This window comes from Pseudothermotoga sp. (assembly GCA_025060105.1).
Classification (GTDB): Bacteria; Thermotogota; Thermotogae; order Thermotogales; family DSM-5069; genus Pseudothermotoga_A.
On the sequence record JANXCS010000013.1, the window covers coordinates 1 to 16,553 of the forward strand.

The window sequence follows — 16,553 nt, forward strand, 5'->3', positions numbered from 1 at the left end:
TCTCAGATACAACCTACTCATGCCAAGCGTCATAGGTCCTATACTGTCGAAAGATGAAAAGTTCACCGTGTAGTTCCCCAAGAAGAATTTCTGTTCCACATCGAAGAGTGCGTATGCTTCGTCCTGACTCACGCAGAAAAGCATGTCGTAATTGGATGGCATCAAACCATAAGTTTCTATATCGAGTGCAACGATCGCAGACCAACCTTTTCCGAGCGTGAAACCGACATCCAAACTGGTTTGAGCCTCCTTGATCCTGAGAAATCCAATCTTTCTGACCTTCGTTCTTTCGTGCGAATACATTGCCCCAAATTGAAGATCGTTCTCTGCAACTTTGATGAGCAGATTGCCCACGTTGATGAAGTGCTCCATACCATCAACATAGATCATCTCTACACCCAAAATGATCGCATTGACCAAAATCAAAAAGAAAGTCAGCTGTTTCAACCTCACTCTTCGAGCAACCTCCTCAGCACTTCATTCACAAGCTTTGGATTCGCGGTACCGCGCGTTTGCTTCATGACTTGCCCCACGAAGAAAGATAGAACGTTCGTCTTTCCTGTTTTATATTGGTTCACAACGCTTGGATTCTCCTCGATGATCTTCTTCGCGATCTCCATTATGGCCCGTTCGTCACTCAACTGTTTCAAACCCCTTTCTTGAACGATTTGACTCGGCATCTTACCAGTCTTGAACATTTCCGGGAAGATTTCCTTAGCTGTTTTTATCGATATTTCTCCCACATCGACAAGTTTTATCAACTCGGCTATATGCTCTGGTTTGATTCTCAATTGTTCATCGGTGAATTCCTTCATTTCCCTGAGCATCTCTGTCATAATCCAGTTGCTCACCTCTTTGGATTTACCTGTCAAGCGCACACACGATTCGAAGAAATCAGCGACCGTTTCGTCTGCCGTGAGTACCACTGCGTCATAATCGGGAAGTCCATACATCTGCACGAACCTCTGCTTTTTTTGATCCGGCAATTCTGGCAAACTGGCTCTGAGCATTTCAATTCTCTCCCGATTGACAAGGATCGGAGGTATATCTGGTTCGGGAAAATAGCGATAGTCGCTCTCCTCTTCCTTTCCTCTCATCGACACAGTTGTCTTTGTCGACAGATCCCAACCGCGTGTTTCTTTCTCCACGTTCTCACCTTTCAAGAGAGTATTTATTATTCTCTGTTCCTCGTACTCTAGGGCTTTTTCTATGAATCTAAAAGAATTCATGTTTTTGACCTCAACCCTGTTGCTTGAAACGCCTTTTTCCAAATCCAACACGGAAATGTTTGCATCGCACCTCAAGGCACCTTTTTCCATATCACCAGTGCTGATCTTCAAATATTTCAGTATTGAGTGTAATTTTTCTGTGAAGATACGAGCTTCCTTCGGTGAAGACAAATCTGGTTCAGTCACTATTTCTACCAGTGGTATGCCACACCTGTTCATATCGACCAGAGAAAATCTAGCTTGTGTTATCGAATCTCCCTCGTGTAAGAGTTTGCCAGCATCTTCTTCCAAGTGCAATCTCCTTATCCTCACACGCTTCGTCGTTCCATCAACGTCTATATCTAGATGACCACCGATCGCAAGTGGATAGAAATACTGGCTTATCTGATAGCCTTTCGGCAAATCGGGATAAAAGTAATTCTTCCTATCGAACCTCGAATACTCGTTCACTTTGCAATTGAGGGCCAAAGCGAGTTTTATAGCGTAATCGATCATAGTTTGGTTCACGATTGGCAAAGCTCCAGGCTGACCTGTACAAACTGGGCACACTGCCGTGTTAGGCGGAAGTTCAAACACATCTGCACTACAACTACAAAAAGCTTTCGTTTTTGTCGACAATTGAACGTGTATCTCTAAACCTATCACAGTTTTGAATCTCATGTTCTCACCACCGGAAGAGGTATCCGACCATTTTCGTTGTAAGGTGAGAATTTCTCGATGGCCCTACCGATCCTCAAAACCTTTGGATCATCGAACCTTTTTCCTGAAATCTGAATGCCTACCGGTAAGCCTCTCGCAAAGCCGAAGGGAATGCTCAAAGAAGGTATACCAGCTAGGTTGGCAAACGTTGTGAAGATGTCCATGAGATAGTAAGCTAGAGGGTCTGTGACAGAACCTATCTTGAACGCAGGTATCGGTGATGTTGGTGTCACAATGGCGTCGAACTCATTGAACACTTTGTTTAAATCATTCGCAAGCAACCTTCTCACTTTCTGAGCTTTGTTGAAATAAGCTTCGTAGTACGTAGCGCTCAACGTGAAAGTTCCCAGAAAGATTCTCCTTCTAACTTCTTCCCCAAAACCGACCGTTCTAGTCACAGAGTAAGTTTCCTTCAACCCACTTTTTTCAACACGTAAGCCGTACTTGACACCGTCGTAGCGCGCCAGATTGGAACTGGCTTCGGCTGGTGCTATCACGTAGTAAGTTGCCACAGCATATTTGAGCGTGGGTATCTTGACTTTCTCAACTTTCGCTCCAAGGTTTTCTGCGAGTTTGAGCACCTCTTCAAACTTTTGAGCTACTTCTTCGTCGAGGCCTTCATATTCATAGACTTCAACAGGAACAGCGAGATGAAAGCCTCTTATTCCCTCTTCTATCCCCGACAAAAAATCCATCTTCGCATCGACGGTGGTTGAATCCATCGGATCTCTTCCGTAGATGATTTGCATCAGTATTGCGGCGTCTCTCACACTCTTGGTCATTGGACCGATCTGATCGAGTGAAGAAGCGAAGGCCACCAACCCGTAACGTGAAACAAGGCCGTACGTAGGTTTGAACCCCACGATGCCACAGAAAGCTGCAGGTTGCCTCACCGAACCTCCTGTATCACTACCCAAAGCCGCCACAACTTCTCCGCTCGCAACGGCAGCTGCCGATCCACCGCTACTTCCACCGGGTACGCACGAGGTGTCCCAAGGGTTTCGAGTCACAAAAAAAGCTGAACGTTCGGTACTTGAACCCATAGCAAACTCATCGAGGTTGGTCTTTCCAACTATCGCAAAACCGGCATCTTTGAGCTTTCTGACGGCCGTCGCATCGTACGGTGGCACGTAATTTTCGAGGATCTTGGAAGCACAAGTGGTTCTGATGTTCTTGGTGGTGATGTTGTCTTTCACCGCTATAGGAATCCATTTGAATGGTCCTTCATTCACCTGCACTTGCTCTTTTTCCAGCACAGTTATGAAACTCCTCAACATAGGCTCTAATCTTTTTGTTTCAGCCAGAGATGCGTCCAATAAATCTTCGCTTTTATGCTTGAGACAGTCTTCTATCGTCAGTTCTCTGAACATGATGAACCTCCTTCACCAGTAATATCTTCTTTTGCGCCTGATATAGCCGTAGATCATCCCCACTACGAAACCGCCTATGTGCGCCCAATAAGCTACCCCTGAGCCTGTTGGGCTGTCGAACAAGCCACTCAACACTTGAAAGAGAAACCAAAAAAACAAGTATGTGAATGCTGGTATGGCCACGAGGAACGGCATGAAGAAGTAGAAAGGTACGAGCGACACAATGCGTGAATATGGAAACAGCACGAAATAAGCTCCCATTACCGCAGATATCGCGCCGGAAGCACCGACCATTGGAACTTGCGAGCTCAGATTCAAAGAAAAATGTGTTAGACTTGCAATTACTCCAGACGAGAGATAGAAAATCAAAAACCTCATGTGTCCGAGCTCATCTTCAATGTTGTCTCCAAACAACCCCAGGAACCACATGTTTCCAATCAGGTGAGACCAACCACCATGGATGAACATGTGTGTCAAAAGCGTCGACCATTTGTTCGAATAAAGGTTCAGACCTGTACGAACCTGCCATATCACGGACCATCTGTTGGAAGTGAATCGCGCCGGTACTAGTCCAAAATTGTACAAAAACTCTATCAATTCTATCCTAGATAAGAACAATTGATAGATGAACACTGAAACATTGAGGCCAATCAATGTGTAGACAACATAAGGTTTCCTCCGGCTGGGTATCGTATCATACAGAGGAATCAAATCACCACTTCCTTCTTGTGTTTTCTTAATTCAAGATTGTATCACAAATCATCTTCAATAATTCCACCGCCGAGCACAAGATCCCCATCATAAAAGACGGCTATTTGCCCAGGTGTGACGGCAAAAATTGGATCGTTAGTTTTCACCTCGGCTCGAAAACCATCGTGCCATACACGACAGAAGATCTCAGGACTGTTTTTCCTGACCTTCACTTTGGCTTCGAACTCTTCTGGCAGATCTATCAGAAGATTGAGATTTTTCACGCTGAATCTATCGCGATAGACATCCTTCTCTTCGCCCACGATTACAGCATTTCTCTGCGCATCTAGCCGTACAACATACATCTTTTTACCGAGAGAAAGACCCATTTTGCGTTGACCAATCGTGTAATTTATGAGGCCCTTGTGCCGACCAATTTCTTTACCTTGAACGTCGTATATTGGACCAGGCTCAAAGGTCAAGCCGTGATCGAGAAAGAATCTTTCTTGATCTTCATCCGGGATGAAACACAAGTCCTGCGATTCTTGTTTAGAATGAACGTGGATTTGTGCCTTGGCTGCGATTTCTCTCACCTGCGGCTTCGTTTTATCTCCATTCGGAAAGATTATTTTCGAAAGCCTCTGCTTCTCGATCGAAGCGAGAAAGTAAGACTGATCTTTTTCTGAGTACAAAGCTCTGTACAATTTTCCATCGATGATCCTTGCATAATGGCCACTCGCCACCATGTCCATACCATCTTTCAGTATTTGATCCATGACAAAACCGAACTTCACAAGCTTGTTGCACAGATAACATGGATTCGGAGTTCTTCCATTTTTGTATTCATTGATGTAGTACTCTATGATGTTTGCACGGAAAAATTCCTCCACGTGCAGTATCTTGAAGGGGACTCCTAGCTGTTGAGCTATCAATTGAGCGTCGAAGCTGTCCAACGGTGAACAGCATACTTTATGTTTTATTTCTCTGGCGATATAGAATTCGTCTGGCATCGTTTTCATGTGGTAAGCAACCACGTCGTGACCAGATTCAAGGAGACTGTAGAGGGCAACCGCACTGTCTACACCTCCACTGAGAAGGACTCCCACCTTCATTCTTCCATTCCTCCTCCTTTCTTGATTCTATATCAAAGAATGATCTACATCTTTGACCTCTCTTTTCCTTGTTGTGATACAATAAATCTGAATGTTGCCTGTAAATTTTTATTATTAACTTATGGTTATGGAGGTGCGAGCATGTCCAAGGTGGTCACGTTCGGCGAAATCATGATGAGACTTGCCACACCGAATCTCCTGAGGTTCGTTCAAGCAAAGAGTTTCGATGTTACGTACGCGGGTGCAGAAGCAAATGTTGCTGTATCGATCGCCAATTTCGGTTTGAAATCTTCTTTCGTCACCAAGCTTCCCAACAACGATTTTGGGATCGCCGTTTTGAGGCATCTCAGGCAGTACGGTGTCGACACTTCACACATTTTGTTCGGTGAAGGCAGGCTCGGAGTGTATTTTCTTGAAACAGGTTATTCCCAAAGACCTTCCAAGGTCATCTACGATAGAGCCAACTCAGCGTTCGCACTGTCTAAGCCAGAGGAATACAATTGGGATGAGATTCTGAGAGACGCTGTCTGGTTTCATTTCACAGGAATAACACCAGCGCTTGGGGACAATCTCGTACAAGCTTGCTCTGATGCTCTGAAGAAAGCCAAAGAAAAAGGTATCACAGTTTCTTGTGATCTGAACTACAGAGCAAAACTGTGGAGCGAGCAGAAAGCCAGACAAGTCATGTCGGAACTGATGAAATACGTCGATGTACTGTTTGCGAACGAAGAGGACGCAGAAAAAGTCTTCGGTATAAAAGCAGACGAAAGCAACGTGGTGGAAGGAAAATTGAGCTTGAAAGGATACGAACAGGTGTGTCGCAAACTCAAGGAACAGTTTGGCTTCAAAAAGGTTGCCATCAGTCTGAGAGAGAGTATCGTTGCGAACTTGAACGGTTGGTCAGGCGTGCTACTCGATGGAGACAATTTTTACTCAGCAAGACAGTACACGGTACACATCGTCGATAGAGTCGGTGCAGGGGATTCTTTCTCAGCTGGGATCATTTACGGCTTTCTCACAGGTATGAAACCGCAAGAGGCTCTGGAATTCGCTGTTGCCGCTTCTTGTCTCAAACATACGATCGTCGGTGACTTCAACGAAGTCACCTTAGATGAGGTGAAAAAGCTCATGAAGGGTGAAGGAAGCGGTAGAGTTGTGAGGTGACATTTTGAATGGCTATCTATTCAGTGGAGAGAGCACTGAAAGTCCTAGAGTATGTTGTTTCCAAAAAGAGCGGGGTGAGGGTACGCGATATCGCACAATTTTTGAACCTCACAGCTCCTGCTGCATTCAAGCATCTGGAAACTTTGGTGAAATGTGGTTACATATTCAAAGACCCCTACACACACAGATACTTCGCGTCCTACAAAGTGGTCGAGCTGGGAAGTATAGTACTCAGAAACATGGAGGTTCGTGAGATTGCCCATCCTCTGCTCGTCGATTTAATGGAAAGGACAGGTATGACAGTTCATTTCGCGCTCAAAGATGGTTACGAAGGAGTTTATGTGGACAAAGTGGAGAGCGCCAAGACCATCCCTACCGTGTCTAGAATAGGTATGAGGATGAGGCTCTATTCGACCGGCTTTGGAAAGGCCATTTTGGCGTTCCTCAGCGAAGAAGAATTGGAAGAGTTCTTAAAGAATGTTCAGCTCAACAAGTGCACACCCAACACGATCACGGACACCGAGAGACTCAAACGAGAACTTGCTCTGGTGAGAGAAAAAGGTTATGCCGTCGACAACGAAGAAAACGAATACGGTGTGAAGTGCGTTGGAGCCCCGGTTTTTGATTATACTGGAAAGGTCGTTGGTGCCATAAGTGTCACTGCCGCAGCAGGATTGCTCAACGAAGAAACCATACCGAAGATAGCCCAAGAAGTTGTGTATACAGCAAAAGAAATTTCAAAAAAGCTTGGTGCTTAAAAGAGCAGCCCCAAGGGGGCTGCTTCTTATTTAGATTTCAATTTTTCTTCTATCGCTTGGTACATCTCCAGCATGACCTGCTTGTCCGTCAATATCCTTCTGTGACCCACTTCTGGAACTATCTTTACGTATCCACCGTAATGAGGTTCGGTCTTGTCGAGAAATTCTTTCAACGAATAGACAGCGTTTTCCAAGAAATAACTATCCCTTCCACCTGCAAGGATGTGGATCTTGCCTTTGAGTTTGCCAGCAAGTTTGGACCAATTTTCTTTCAGATACAGATAGATATCGAACCTTTTCCACTTTTCGGCGACCTTATGGTCTATTTCTCCAGTCACTTTGTCCCAGATCTTCAGCGGTAAGCCATCAACACCCTTAGGACTGAACACAGCTTGCCAACTATCCCACTGTCCACCGGAAGTTCCATGTGGTCCCATCACGTACTCCATCCAATTTTCCTGTCTTATTGTGAACACCGTATCGCCTTTCGCATCCCTCTTGCTCGGTCTTTCTACACGGTAGAAACCGTAGTCTTTGAAGTAAGCGTTTTTGTCCTCATAGATATTGACCACTTGGAATGATCTGAAGTCTACAGGATCTGGTATCTGCGACCAGCACCCTCCGAAGAAGTCCGGATAGAACACCTGCAAAGCCAATGACACCCATCCACCAGTGGAACCTCCGTCCAGTAACCTCGCCCACGGCTGTGGTATGGCTCTGAAGTGCTGTTCTATGTAGGGTATCAGCTCTTTCATCAGTGCGTCCGCATAAGGTCCATTGTTCTCCGAATTCATCCAGTAACAATCTCCGAATGGAGCCTCACTGTCCAGTTGAACATAGATGAACTTCGGTGTGTCCTCCTCGAACCACATCTTGTAGAAACTCGAGCCTTCTTTCATGAGATTGAGAACGCGAGTGTACCTTGTTCCAAAACCACCTATGTTGTACCTCACGGGATAGAAATCGCTCGTTTTGTGGTAATCTCGCGGTAGGATGATTCCCGCCCTCAAGTAGATGTCATCGCCCCAAAATTCACTCAGAATCTCACTTTTTATCTTTACGAATTTCACTAAATCTGTATCGGCAGGCAATTCTTCCTCAGGGATTTGGTTGCTCAACGAGAGTTTCACACTCGCTTTTTTGGGATCGACGTAACTGTAAACAACGTTGCTGTAAAGGTTTCCAGGGGCTTCCCAGAACTGAAAATACTTGTGAATTGTCACCACGGAACCATCGGATCTGTGAAAAGTCTTGTAGAAATCAAAGAGTGCTTGCACATAGTAAAATCCTGGAGCCAAGTCGGAAAGTTTTTCCACAGGATAACCTAGAGTGTCAGCATCGAGTGAGACTGTTCTATCACTATTGAGACCTTCGACACTCGTGGCGAAGAAAATGGACGGAGCATCACCCCATCCAAACTGAAACCTCGGTTCTTCCGTACCATCCTTAGTGAGGATCACGAACAATCTGCCAACGGTATCGAGCGGAACAGAATCTGGAAACTTCACGGTGAAAACATTACCCAAAACGGCGAGAGAGCAGAGAATCGCTAGAAAGAGAGCAAGTGCTTTTCTCATCGTCATCCCTCCCTTTGGTTTTCAACCAATATACACCAGAGGGAGGAATTTGTCAAGCCTTCTTGTCGAACTTCACTTTGTGATACCGTACTTCTTGATCTTGTAGCAAAGCGTTTTGTAATTCAAACCTAAGATGAAAGCAGTCTTCTTTCGATTCCAGTTACACTTTTCAAGGGCGTTCTTTATCGTTCGCTTCTCTATGCTTTCGACGATCCTTTTCACGTATTCTGGTAATTTCGTTTCTTCGCTGACTCTGGTTGAAACATAGTTCGCAAAGTAACTTATCACGTCGAGGTCTGCAGCGTACATGTGAACGACCTTGACGAGTTCCTCGGTGTTACCTGGCCAGTCGTATTTCAAGAAGAGGTTCATGATCTCTTCATTGGGAAATTTGATGGGTATGTATCTGTGCTTTTGATGTATGGAAGAGAGAATCCAATCAACCATGTACGGAATATCGTTCTTCCTCTCCCTCAAAGGAGGTATGTGAACATTGTGAAAACCCTCGACGGGACATTCACTCAACACAACCGTTTTTCTTCTACCGTTCAGGTTCACCTCGTACATGCCTTCCTCGAGTTGCACATACTTGCCAGCAGAAAAATATTCGAGATAGGCGAGCAACTGTACACCTCTTTCTGCAACCAGTGCGATCGCTTGAAAATCGTTGTCACGCAATTTCTGAAGTCTCCTCAGAACTTCGTGAGCAACAACGCCTTGAAGCTCGGCAAAACTGTACAATACTTCATGCTTCTTCTTCAATTCTTCAAGTTCATCCTTGGTTTCAAGATATTTGATGGCCATCAGTAAGCCATCCACTGAATTCACAAAGATAGTCATGGGACTGTCGAATTTTTTCGGTCCCATAACGACATCCCAGAATTCCTCTAATAACTTTTTCTCGTAACTTTTTTCGTCATAAACGTCGATGAGAAGTTTTTCTCTGCTCGACGAAAGTTCAATGTTACTCAAAACATGTGAAGGTAGAAGAACTTTTATCATGATTCACCCTCACTCACAGCACACGCCATTGCTATCGAGAGCAATTTGCTCTCCGCAGTGTCAGCCCTCGAAACGAGCACTACGGGAACCTTGGCACCGACCACAATACCGGCTATCCTTCCCGATGCGAAGTAGATCGCAGACTTGCCGAGGAAATTTCCAGAATGAATGTCTGGTACCACTAAGAGATCGGCACAACCTGCGACTGGGCTCTTGATACCCTTAACTTCAGCAGCCCTCAGATTCAAAGCGTTGTCCAAACCCAAAGGCCCATCGATCACGCAACCCTTTATCTCTCCGCGCTGGTTCATCTTCGCAATGATTGCAGCTTCCATAGTTTCCGGCATCGATGGTGTAACCGTCTCAACAGCACATATCAGAGCAACTTTCGGTGTTTTATAACCTAGTTTAATCAAAACGTCAACAGCGTTGTTGATCACTTTCACTTTTTCCTCGAGAGACGGTCTTATGACTATCCCACCATCCGTTATGAACACTACTTTATCCAGTGCTGGGACTTCAACTGCCGCAAGATGTGTTAAAAGACCGCTTCCTCTGAGTCCCCAATCTTTGTTCAATACAGCTTTCAAGAGAGTGGATGTTTTCACCAAACCTTTGAGCAAAATCCCTGCCTTCTTCGAGGAAACAAGCTTGACACCTTTTTCACAAGACTCTGCTTCGTCTCTACTGTCAACGAGTTCAAAGTCTCCCAAAGAATCTAGTTTTTTAATCTTCTCAAGATTTCCTACAAGAAAAGTTCGATCTATCAACCCTTCTTTTTTCGCCATAGAAGCTGCTTCAACTGCTTCTTCGTCCTCTGCACCCACAACGACTAGATTCTTTTTACCTTTCTCTTTCGCTTTTTCAATCAATTCACTCAGATACCTCATGGTCTCCAATCCTTCCCTGCCATTGCAACGTAGACGATCGCCATGATTGTGTTGAAGACGACAGGATATTCATTGTGAACGAATCTGATCGTTCGACCATCCAAACGTTCTATTCCCGGTATCAACTCAGCTAAATCTGCATAGACTGTGTCCTTCATTTCAATCATCAGCTCAACTGGACTGTCGAACTTATAGAGTGGAAGCTCATCTCTTGGAATCCCTGCTGCCTGACTCGCGGTGTTCCTTATACTCTCAAACAGTTGCTTCTTTGGTTTCATGACAGCAGCGTATCTACCAAGACCTGTCTTCGTGCCAACGAAAAGGTATTTTCCAACCAACTCTCCTTTCAATTCTTTTTCAAGTGCCTCATCGCCAACGATCATACAAACGGGCACTCCATGGTGAGCAGCGAAAGCTGCGTTTATCAAAGCTTCGTTCATCCTTTTTTTATTGATCCAGATGTTGTGTATCAGCGAACTTGAGTAGGTGTGATCCATGATACCATTCTTTGTACCAATCCCAGCGTGATAACCAAGAAAGATGACTCTATCGAAACTTCCATCCAATCCGCTCATCATGTAGTTTTTTCTGATAGGACCATGCACGAGACTGACCCTGTCGAATTCTTCACATATTTTATAGGGAATAGCTGTACCATCCCCATGAGAATCCGAGATCAACACGTGTTCGATTTTCACTCCAGATGAGAACAGGCCTTCAAGCAGTGGTTTCAAATGCTCGTACAAAACCTCAGAGGATTCTTTCTTACCAGTGTCAACTTCACTCCACGTGGCAATTCCTGCCAAGCCTTCCATATCAACAGAGATGTAAACTTTCATTCGTTTCCCTCCCCCTTACTCTCTACCTTCTCGAATCATACCACGAACAACGATTCAAGATGGTATCATTTGTATTGGTGATCGAGTTGATCTTCGTTGATCCAAATTGGACGATTCCAATATCACTCACTGGAAATGCTTGCTTTGTAAACTGTAGTCACTGTGGAGGACATTATCTAGCACACATGAAAACGCTGCAAGACTTGGACCGATTCGCAGCTAAAGGATACAAAAGTTTTCTTATAAGTGGTGGTTTGGAAAAGGACCTGCTAGTTCCTTTTATGAACTATTTGAGTTTGTTGAGGGATTTGAAAGGGCGGTACAAACTCGTCTACAATTTCCACGTTGGTTTCCCACAAAAACGCTTGGAGGAGATAGAAGATCTCGCGGACATCGTGAGCTTCGATTTTTTTACCGATCCTTCCGTCATGGAAGCTGTATACGGATTTTCCATCGATCCTTTTCACTTGCTTAAAGCTATCGAAACAACCAAAGTTCCGGCCATTCCACATATCACGATTGGAATATTCAAAGGACGCATCTCTCAAGAACATCAAGCTTTGGAGTTACTCTCACAACGATTCAACAGCATCGTTTTGAACGTGTTCGTCCCTACCCCAGCTACGAAATTCGCTGGATTTCCCCCACCGAACCTCGCCGAAGTGAGGGAGATATTCGAACACGCACGTGAGAAATTCAAATTCATCGCCTTAGGTTGCATGCAACCCAAAGGTCAATACAGACGACTACTTCAACAAGTCGTGAAACCTTTTGTAGATGTCATTGTGAAACCCCTGAGCAAGGTTGAAGTGAACTTCAAAGGCTGCTGTGCGTTTCTACTTTCGAAAATTTCAAAATCGGAGGTGGTGACGAATGTACGATAAAGATCAGCTCAAACGTATCAACGAAGCCTTTGAATTGTGGCAAAACCAAGTGGAAAACGATTTGAAAAAGTTACCCGAAAGGAAAGAAAAGTTCTTGTCAAGCTCGGGTTATGAACTTAAAAGGTGTTACACACCCCTCGACGTATCAGATTTGGATTATTTGAATGATCTGGGACTACCTGGTGAATATCCATACACCCGCGGTGTTCAGAGAACGATGTACAGAGGTAGATTTTGGACCATGAGGCAATACGCCGGATTCGGTACAGCGGAAGAAACCAACAAGCGTTTTAAATATCTACTCCAACAGGGCCAGACAGGCCTCTCCGTGGCGTTCGATCTTCCAACGCAAATCGGTTATGATTCAGACCATCCACTCGCAGAAGGTGAAGTGGGGCGCGTTGGAGTTGCAGTGGATTCTCTAAAAGATATAGAAATCCTTTTCGATGGTATTCCTTTGAAAGACGTCAGCACATCGATGACCATAAACTCCACTGCGGTAATCCTGTTGAGCATGTACGCTGTGGCGGCACAAAAGCAGGGAGCAAAACTGGATGAACTGAGAGGCACGATACAGAACGATATACTGAAAGAATACATCGCCAGAGGTACATACATATTCCCTCCAGAACCTTCGATGAAAATCGTCACTGATATATTCGAATTCTGTTCGAAATACATGCCGAAGTGGAACACGATAAGCATCAGTGGTTATCACATCAGAGAAGCCGGTGCAAACGCGGTGCAAGAACTTGCTTTTACCTTCGCCGATGCGATCGCTTACGTCGAGGCAGCCATGAAGTCTGGGCTAGATCCAAACGTGTTTGGAAGACAACTCTCTTTCTTCTTCGCTGCTCACAACAACTTTCTGGAAGAAATCGCCAAATTCAGAGCGGCCAGAAGAATCTGGGCGAAGATCATGAAAGAACGGTTCAAAGTCACCAACCAAGAGGCATTGAGATTGAGATTCCACACCCAAACAGCTGGTTCCACACTCACAGCGCAGCAGCCGTTGAACAACATCGTTCGTGTGGCGATACAAGCGCTCGCCGCCGTACTGGGTGGCACTCAGTCACTGCATACCAATTCTTACGATGAAGCTCTTGGTCTACCGACAGAACAATCTGTTCAGGTAGCCCTCAGAACCCAGCAAATTATCGCGTACGAGTCGGGAGTGGCAGACACGATCGATCCATTGGCTGGATCCTTCGCGATCGAAGCTCTGACGAACCAAATAGAAGAGCGAGTTTGGGAGTATCTTGAAAAGATCGATTCACTGGGCGGCATGGTCCGAGCGATAGAGCTCGGTTACGTGCAGAAAGAAATACACAAAAGTGCCTATGAGCAACAACTTGCTGTGGAGAAAGGTGAACAAATCGTAGTCGGTGTGAACGCTTTTCAAACTAGTGAAGAAAAACCCGTAGAGAACATTTTGAAGGTTGATCCTGAGCTTGAAGAGAAGCAGAAAGAAGCCCTCAGGCAGCTGCGAAAGCAAAGAGACAACACCGCCGTTCGTGGCGCCCTGAGTGAACTGAAGAAGGCTGCTCAGGAAGGTAAGAATATAGTTCCCTATGTGCTTGAAGCTGTGAAATGCTATGCGACTCTGGGTGAGATAACGGACGTGCTGAGAGAAGTGTACGGTGAATACACCGAAAGTACGTTGATTTGATGGGGGTGAATGAAATGAAAAAATACAGAATATTGATCGCAAAACCTGGCTTGGATGGACACGATCGCGGAGCAAAGGTGGTTGCACACGCCCTGCGGGACGCAGGTTTCGAGGTGATATACACTGGCCTCAGGCAAACGCCCGAACAGATTGTGAGAACAGCTATTCAAGAAGATGTTCATCTGATAGGTCTCTCCATCCTTTCTGGTGCGCATCTCCAACTTTCAAAAAAAATCATTGAGCTCATGAAGAAAGAAGGAATAGGTGATATACCTGTGTTCGTTGGAGGCATCATTCCACCTGACGACGTTCCAAGGTTGCTCGAAATAGGTGTAACTAGGGTCTTTGGCCCTGGAACACCCCTCTCGAAGATCGTTCAGGAAGTGAGGAATGTACTGGAAGGAGTGACGAGCGCGAGTGGATCATAAACACATAGCCAAGTTGATAACACGCATAGAGAACGAGCCAGAAAAAGCAAGGGAAATCTTGAAAAATTTACCTAAGCGTGTTGTACCGGTGATTGGATTCACGGGCAGCCCAGGTGTTGGTAAGAGCACGTTACTCGATCAAATCATCGGTAAGATCAGGTCTAAGGGAAAAACGGTGGCCGTCGTCGCGGTTGATCCCTCCAGCCCGTTCACACAGGGTGCCTTTCTGGCTGACAGAGTCAGGATGAAGAGACACTATCTCGATGAAGGTGTGTTCATCAGGAGCATGGCCTCCCGAGGAGCCCTGGGCGGACTGAACGAGAGCATATATGACGTTGTGGAACTGCTGGAATCGAGCGGATTCGATTTCGTGCTGATCGAAACTGTGGGTGTGGGGCAAGCTGAGGTGGAAGTTCGTTACGTTTCAGACGTGGTCGTGTTGGTGCTTTCACCCGGTTACGGGGATGAAATGCAGCTGCTGAAAGCTGGTGTCATGGAGATCGCGGACATATACGCTGTGAACAAATCCGATCTGATCGGGACCGATTCTTTATGCGAACAGCTGTCGAACTTTCTGGCTCTCACGGGTAAGGACGCCTCGTGTATCGTTAGAACCAGCGCTTTGAATGGCAGTGGTGTCGATGAGTTGATGGATAAAATAGAAATGACGTGGAAAAACCTTATAGAAACGGAAAAACTCCGGCAGATCAGAAAGCAGAGAATCAAACATCACGCAGAGAATCTAGCTAGAAGGATCGTACAAAAACATTTTTCAACTTTGGAAATACAAAGCCCGTACGAAGAGGTTGAAAGCATTCTGAAGATTCTGTGCGAAAGAATAAGAACTGGTCAGGGGGGAGGGACTTGAACCCTCGACCTCCGGACCCCGATTCCGGCGTTCTTGCCAACTGAACTACCCCCTGAACCAATAAAAATCATACCACACGAGCGTGATCCTGACAACTACAATGAGAAGCTTGCAAAGGCTCCACTCCGTGGTATAATGGAAGTTGCGGGGCGTGGCGCAGGTTGGCTAGCGCGCTTGCATGGGGCGCAAGAGGTCGCTGGTTCAAGTCCAGTCGCCCCGACCAGGCGGCGAAAGCCGCCTTTTTAGTAAAAAAGGCACTTGACCTATCTGAGAAGTTGTTGTAAGATAACTTTGGTCGCCCCCATCGTCTAGCGGCCTAGGACACTGGCCTTTCAAGCCAGAAGCAGGGGTTCGAATCCCCTTGGGGGCGCCAGATGAAATCCCACCTGTACGGTACACAGAATATCGATTATATCTGACCCCTTTGTGATACTCTCCTAAAGTTTTATAGCCCTCCAAAGTTGGAATCAGAATTTAGATGACTGTTCGGTTCAAAAATAGAACCGAGAATAGAACCGAGAATGGAACCGAAGATCGAACCAGGGACGGGCTGAAATTGAGCTGAAAGGCCATCTGAACGGCAATTCAAGCATTTTAATAGTGGTCCAAAAATCGAACCATCGGTAAGAAAGAAAAGAGAAAAGTTTTCCTTTGCAATCTTTTCAAAAGAGAAAAGAAAGAATTATATATAAATAAAGCTTTAATTCCCCTTACGGGGAATTACAGACAAAAGTACAAGATACCCCCTAAAAGTTGAAAGATAGTCAAAAACTTGAAGGAAATTCCCATCTCAGCTTGGATTCGAAGTTTCCCCTTGGAAAAAGGCTAAAAGAGCACCGTTCCTCTTAGCGTGATACATGGCCACGTCCGCAGCCCTGATCAGTTGATCCAGTTCCTCCCCATCCTTCGGATAAAAAGCTATCCCAACATTACCACTTATCTCGATCTGCTCTCCTCCACTCAACTCTATCGGCTCTTCTATCAGCCTTATCAGCCTCTCTGCAAGATTCTTCGCACATTCTTCGTCACAGTCGTACACCAACAGCACAAATTCGTCCCCTCCAAACCTCGACAAAAGATCAACTTGCCTCACGTTCCTCTCCAACCTGCCACCTATCACCCTCAATACCTCATCCCCAAAATCGTGACCAAACGTGTCGTTCACTCGCTTGAACTTCGAAAGATCCAAAAACATCACCGCCACCTTCTTGTTCTGCCTCCTCGCTAATGAAAGAATCTTCTCCCCGTACTCCTCAAACATCCTCCTGTTCGCAAGACCTGTCAACGGATCGTGACTGGAAAGATACTCCATCATCCTCTGTTGCTCTTCTATCTTCTCCTCAAGTTTGGCTTTGGTGAACAAAATACCAAGAT

16 protein-coding genes and 3 tRNA genes are annotated in these 16,553 nt (G+C 45.5%); 8 read left to right on the plus strand and 11 right to left on the minus strand.

The window, feature by feature from the left end; translation table 11 throughout:
• The 5 genes from NZ875_09405 to mnmA form a co-directional block, all read right to left on the minus strand.
• Positions 1–453 (minus strand): hypothetical protein (locus NZ875_09405; protein MCS7175953.1); only part of this gene is annotated, 453 nt, incomplete at its 3' end.
• Positions 450–1,889, minus strand: a complete 1,440-nt coding sequence (gatB, locus tag NZ875_09410) for an Asp-tRNA(Asn)/Glu-tRNA(Gln) amidotransferase subunit GatB (GenBank protein ID MCS7175954.1) — start codon at positions 1,887–1,889, stop codon at positions 450–452. The genes NZ875_09405 and gatB, both read right to left, overlap by 4 nt.
• Positions 1,886–3,298, minus strand: coding sequence for an Asp-tRNA(Asn)/Glu-tRNA(Gln) amidotransferase subunit GatA (gene gatA / locus NZ875_09415; GenBank protein ID MCS7175955.1), 1,413 nt, complete (start codon positions 3,296–3,298; stop codon positions 1,886–1,888). The genes gatB and gatA overlap by 4 nt, the downstream gene beginning before the upstream one ends.
• A 12-nt stretch (positions 3,299–3,310) precedes the next feature.
• Positions 3,311–4,009, minus strand: coding sequence for a rhomboid family intramembrane serine protease (locus tag NZ875_09420; GenBank protein ID MCS7175956.1), 699 nt, complete (start codon positions 4,007–4,009; stop codon positions 3,311–3,313).
• A gap of 41 nt (positions 4,010–4,050) precedes the next feature.
• The gene (mnmA, locus tag NZ875_09425) at positions 4,051–5,100 is read right to left on the minus strand and encodes a tRNA 2-thiouridine(34) synthase MnmA (protein MCS7175957.1); all 1,050 of its coding nucleotides are present in this window, start codon (positions 5,098–5,100) and stop codon (positions 4,051–4,053) included.
• A gap of 141 nt (positions 5,101–5,241) precedes the next feature.
• Here mnmA and NZ875_09430 point away from each other — a divergent pair, with 141 nt between their 5' ends.
• Complete coding sequence (locus NZ875_09430; protein ID MCS7175958.1) at positions 5,242–6,264, plus strand: sugar kinase; 1,023 nt, start codon at positions 5,242–5,244, stop codon at positions 6,262–6,264.
• Positions 6,265–6,272: 8 nt separating this feature from the next.
• Entirely contained in the window at positions 6,273–7,022 is a 750-nt protein-coding gene (locus NZ875_09435; protein ID MCS7175959.1) for an IclR family transcriptional regulator, read from the plus strand.
• 26 nt (positions 7,023–7,048) lie between these two features.
• Here the strand turns inward: NZ875_09435 and NZ875_09440 are convergent, their stop codons facing one another.
• The 4 genes from NZ875_09440 to NZ875_09455 form a co-directional block, all read right to left on the minus strand.
• Positions 7,049–8,599 carry an alpha/beta hydrolase-fold protein gene (locus tag NZ875_09440; GenBank protein ID MCS7175960.1) on the minus strand — a complete coding sequence of 517 codons (1,551 nt, stop codon included), beginning with the start codon at positions 8,597–8,599 and terminating at the stop codon, positions 7,049–7,051.
• Between the two features lie 72 nt (positions 8,600–8,671).
• Positions 8,672–9,601 carry a hypothetical protein gene (locus NZ875_09445; GenBank protein MCS7175961.1) on the minus strand — a complete coding sequence of 310 codons (930 nt, stop codon included), beginning with the start codon at positions 9,599–9,601 and terminating at the stop codon, positions 8,672–8,674.
• Positions 9,598–10,491, minus strand: coding sequence for a bifunctional enoyl-CoA hydratase/phosphate acetyltransferase (locus NZ875_09450; protein ID MCS7175962.1), 894 nt, complete (start codon positions 10,489–10,491; stop codon positions 9,598–9,600). Before NZ875_09450 ends, NZ875_09445 begins: the two co-directional genes overlap by 4 nt.
• Entirely contained in the window at positions 10,488–11,330 is an 843-nt protein-coding gene (locus tag NZ875_09455) for a M55 family metallopeptidase (protein ID MCS7175963.1), read from the minus strand. Before NZ875_09455 ends, NZ875_09450 begins: the two co-directional genes overlap by 4 nt.
• A 59-nt stretch (positions 11,331–11,389) precedes the next feature.
• Here NZ875_09455 and NZ875_09460 point away from each other — a divergent pair, with 59 nt between their 5' ends.
• The 4 genes from NZ875_09460 to meaB are packed head-to-tail and all read left to right on the plus strand — an operon-like array spanning position 11,390 to position 15,179.
• The gene (locus NZ875_09460) at positions 11,390–12,214 is read left to right on the plus strand and encodes a radical SAM protein (protein ID MCS7175964.1); all 825 of its coding nucleotides are present in this window, start codon (positions 11,390–11,392) and stop codon (positions 12,212–12,214) included.
• Positions 12,204–13,883, plus strand: coding sequence for a methylmalonyl-CoA mutase family protein (locus tag NZ875_09465; GenBank protein ID MCS7175965.1), 1,680 nt, complete (start codon positions 12,204–12,206; stop codon positions 13,881–13,883). The genes NZ875_09460 and NZ875_09465 overlap by 11 nt, the downstream gene beginning before the upstream one ends.
• 14 nt (positions 13,884–13,897) lie before the next feature.
• Positions 13,898–14,311 carry a cobalamin B12-binding domain-containing protein gene (locus NZ875_09470; protein MCS7175966.1) on the plus strand — a complete coding sequence of 138 codons (414 nt, stop codon included), beginning with the start codon at positions 13,898–13,900 and terminating at the stop codon, positions 14,309–14,311.
• Positions 14,301–15,179: a methylmalonyl Co-A mutase-associated GTPase MeaB gene (meaB, locus tag NZ875_09475; protein MCS7175967.1), complete on the plus strand. Its 879-nt coding sequence runs from the start codon at positions 14,301–14,303 to the stop codon at positions 15,177–15,179. Before NZ875_09470 ends, meaB begins: the two co-directional genes overlap by 11 nt.
• Here meaB and NZ875_09480 read toward each other — a convergent pair.
• Positions 15,158–15,234: transfer RNA gene (locus tag NZ875_09480), tRNA-Pro, on the minus strand. The two genes, meaB and NZ875_09480, sit on opposite strands and share 22 nt — an antisense overlap.
• Before the next feature lie 90 nt (positions 15,235–15,324).
• On the opposite strand from NZ875_09480, the gene NZ875_09485 reads away from it, so the two are divergent.
• Together NZ875_09485 and NZ875_09490 are read left to right on the plus strand one after the other, a co-directional pair.
• A tRNA-Pro gene (locus NZ875_09485) sits at positions 15,325–15,402 on the plus strand.
• 74 nt (positions 15,403–15,476) lie between these two features.
• Positions 15,477–15,552, plus strand: a tRNA-Glu gene (locus tag NZ875_09490).
• 417 nt (positions 15,553–15,969) lie between these two features.
• On the opposite strand, the gene NZ875_09495 is transcribed toward NZ875_09490, so the two are convergent.
• On the minus strand, positions 15,970–16,553 hold a 584-nt coding region (locus tag NZ875_09495; protein ID MCS7175968.1), incomplete at its 5' end, for a GGDEF domain-containing protein.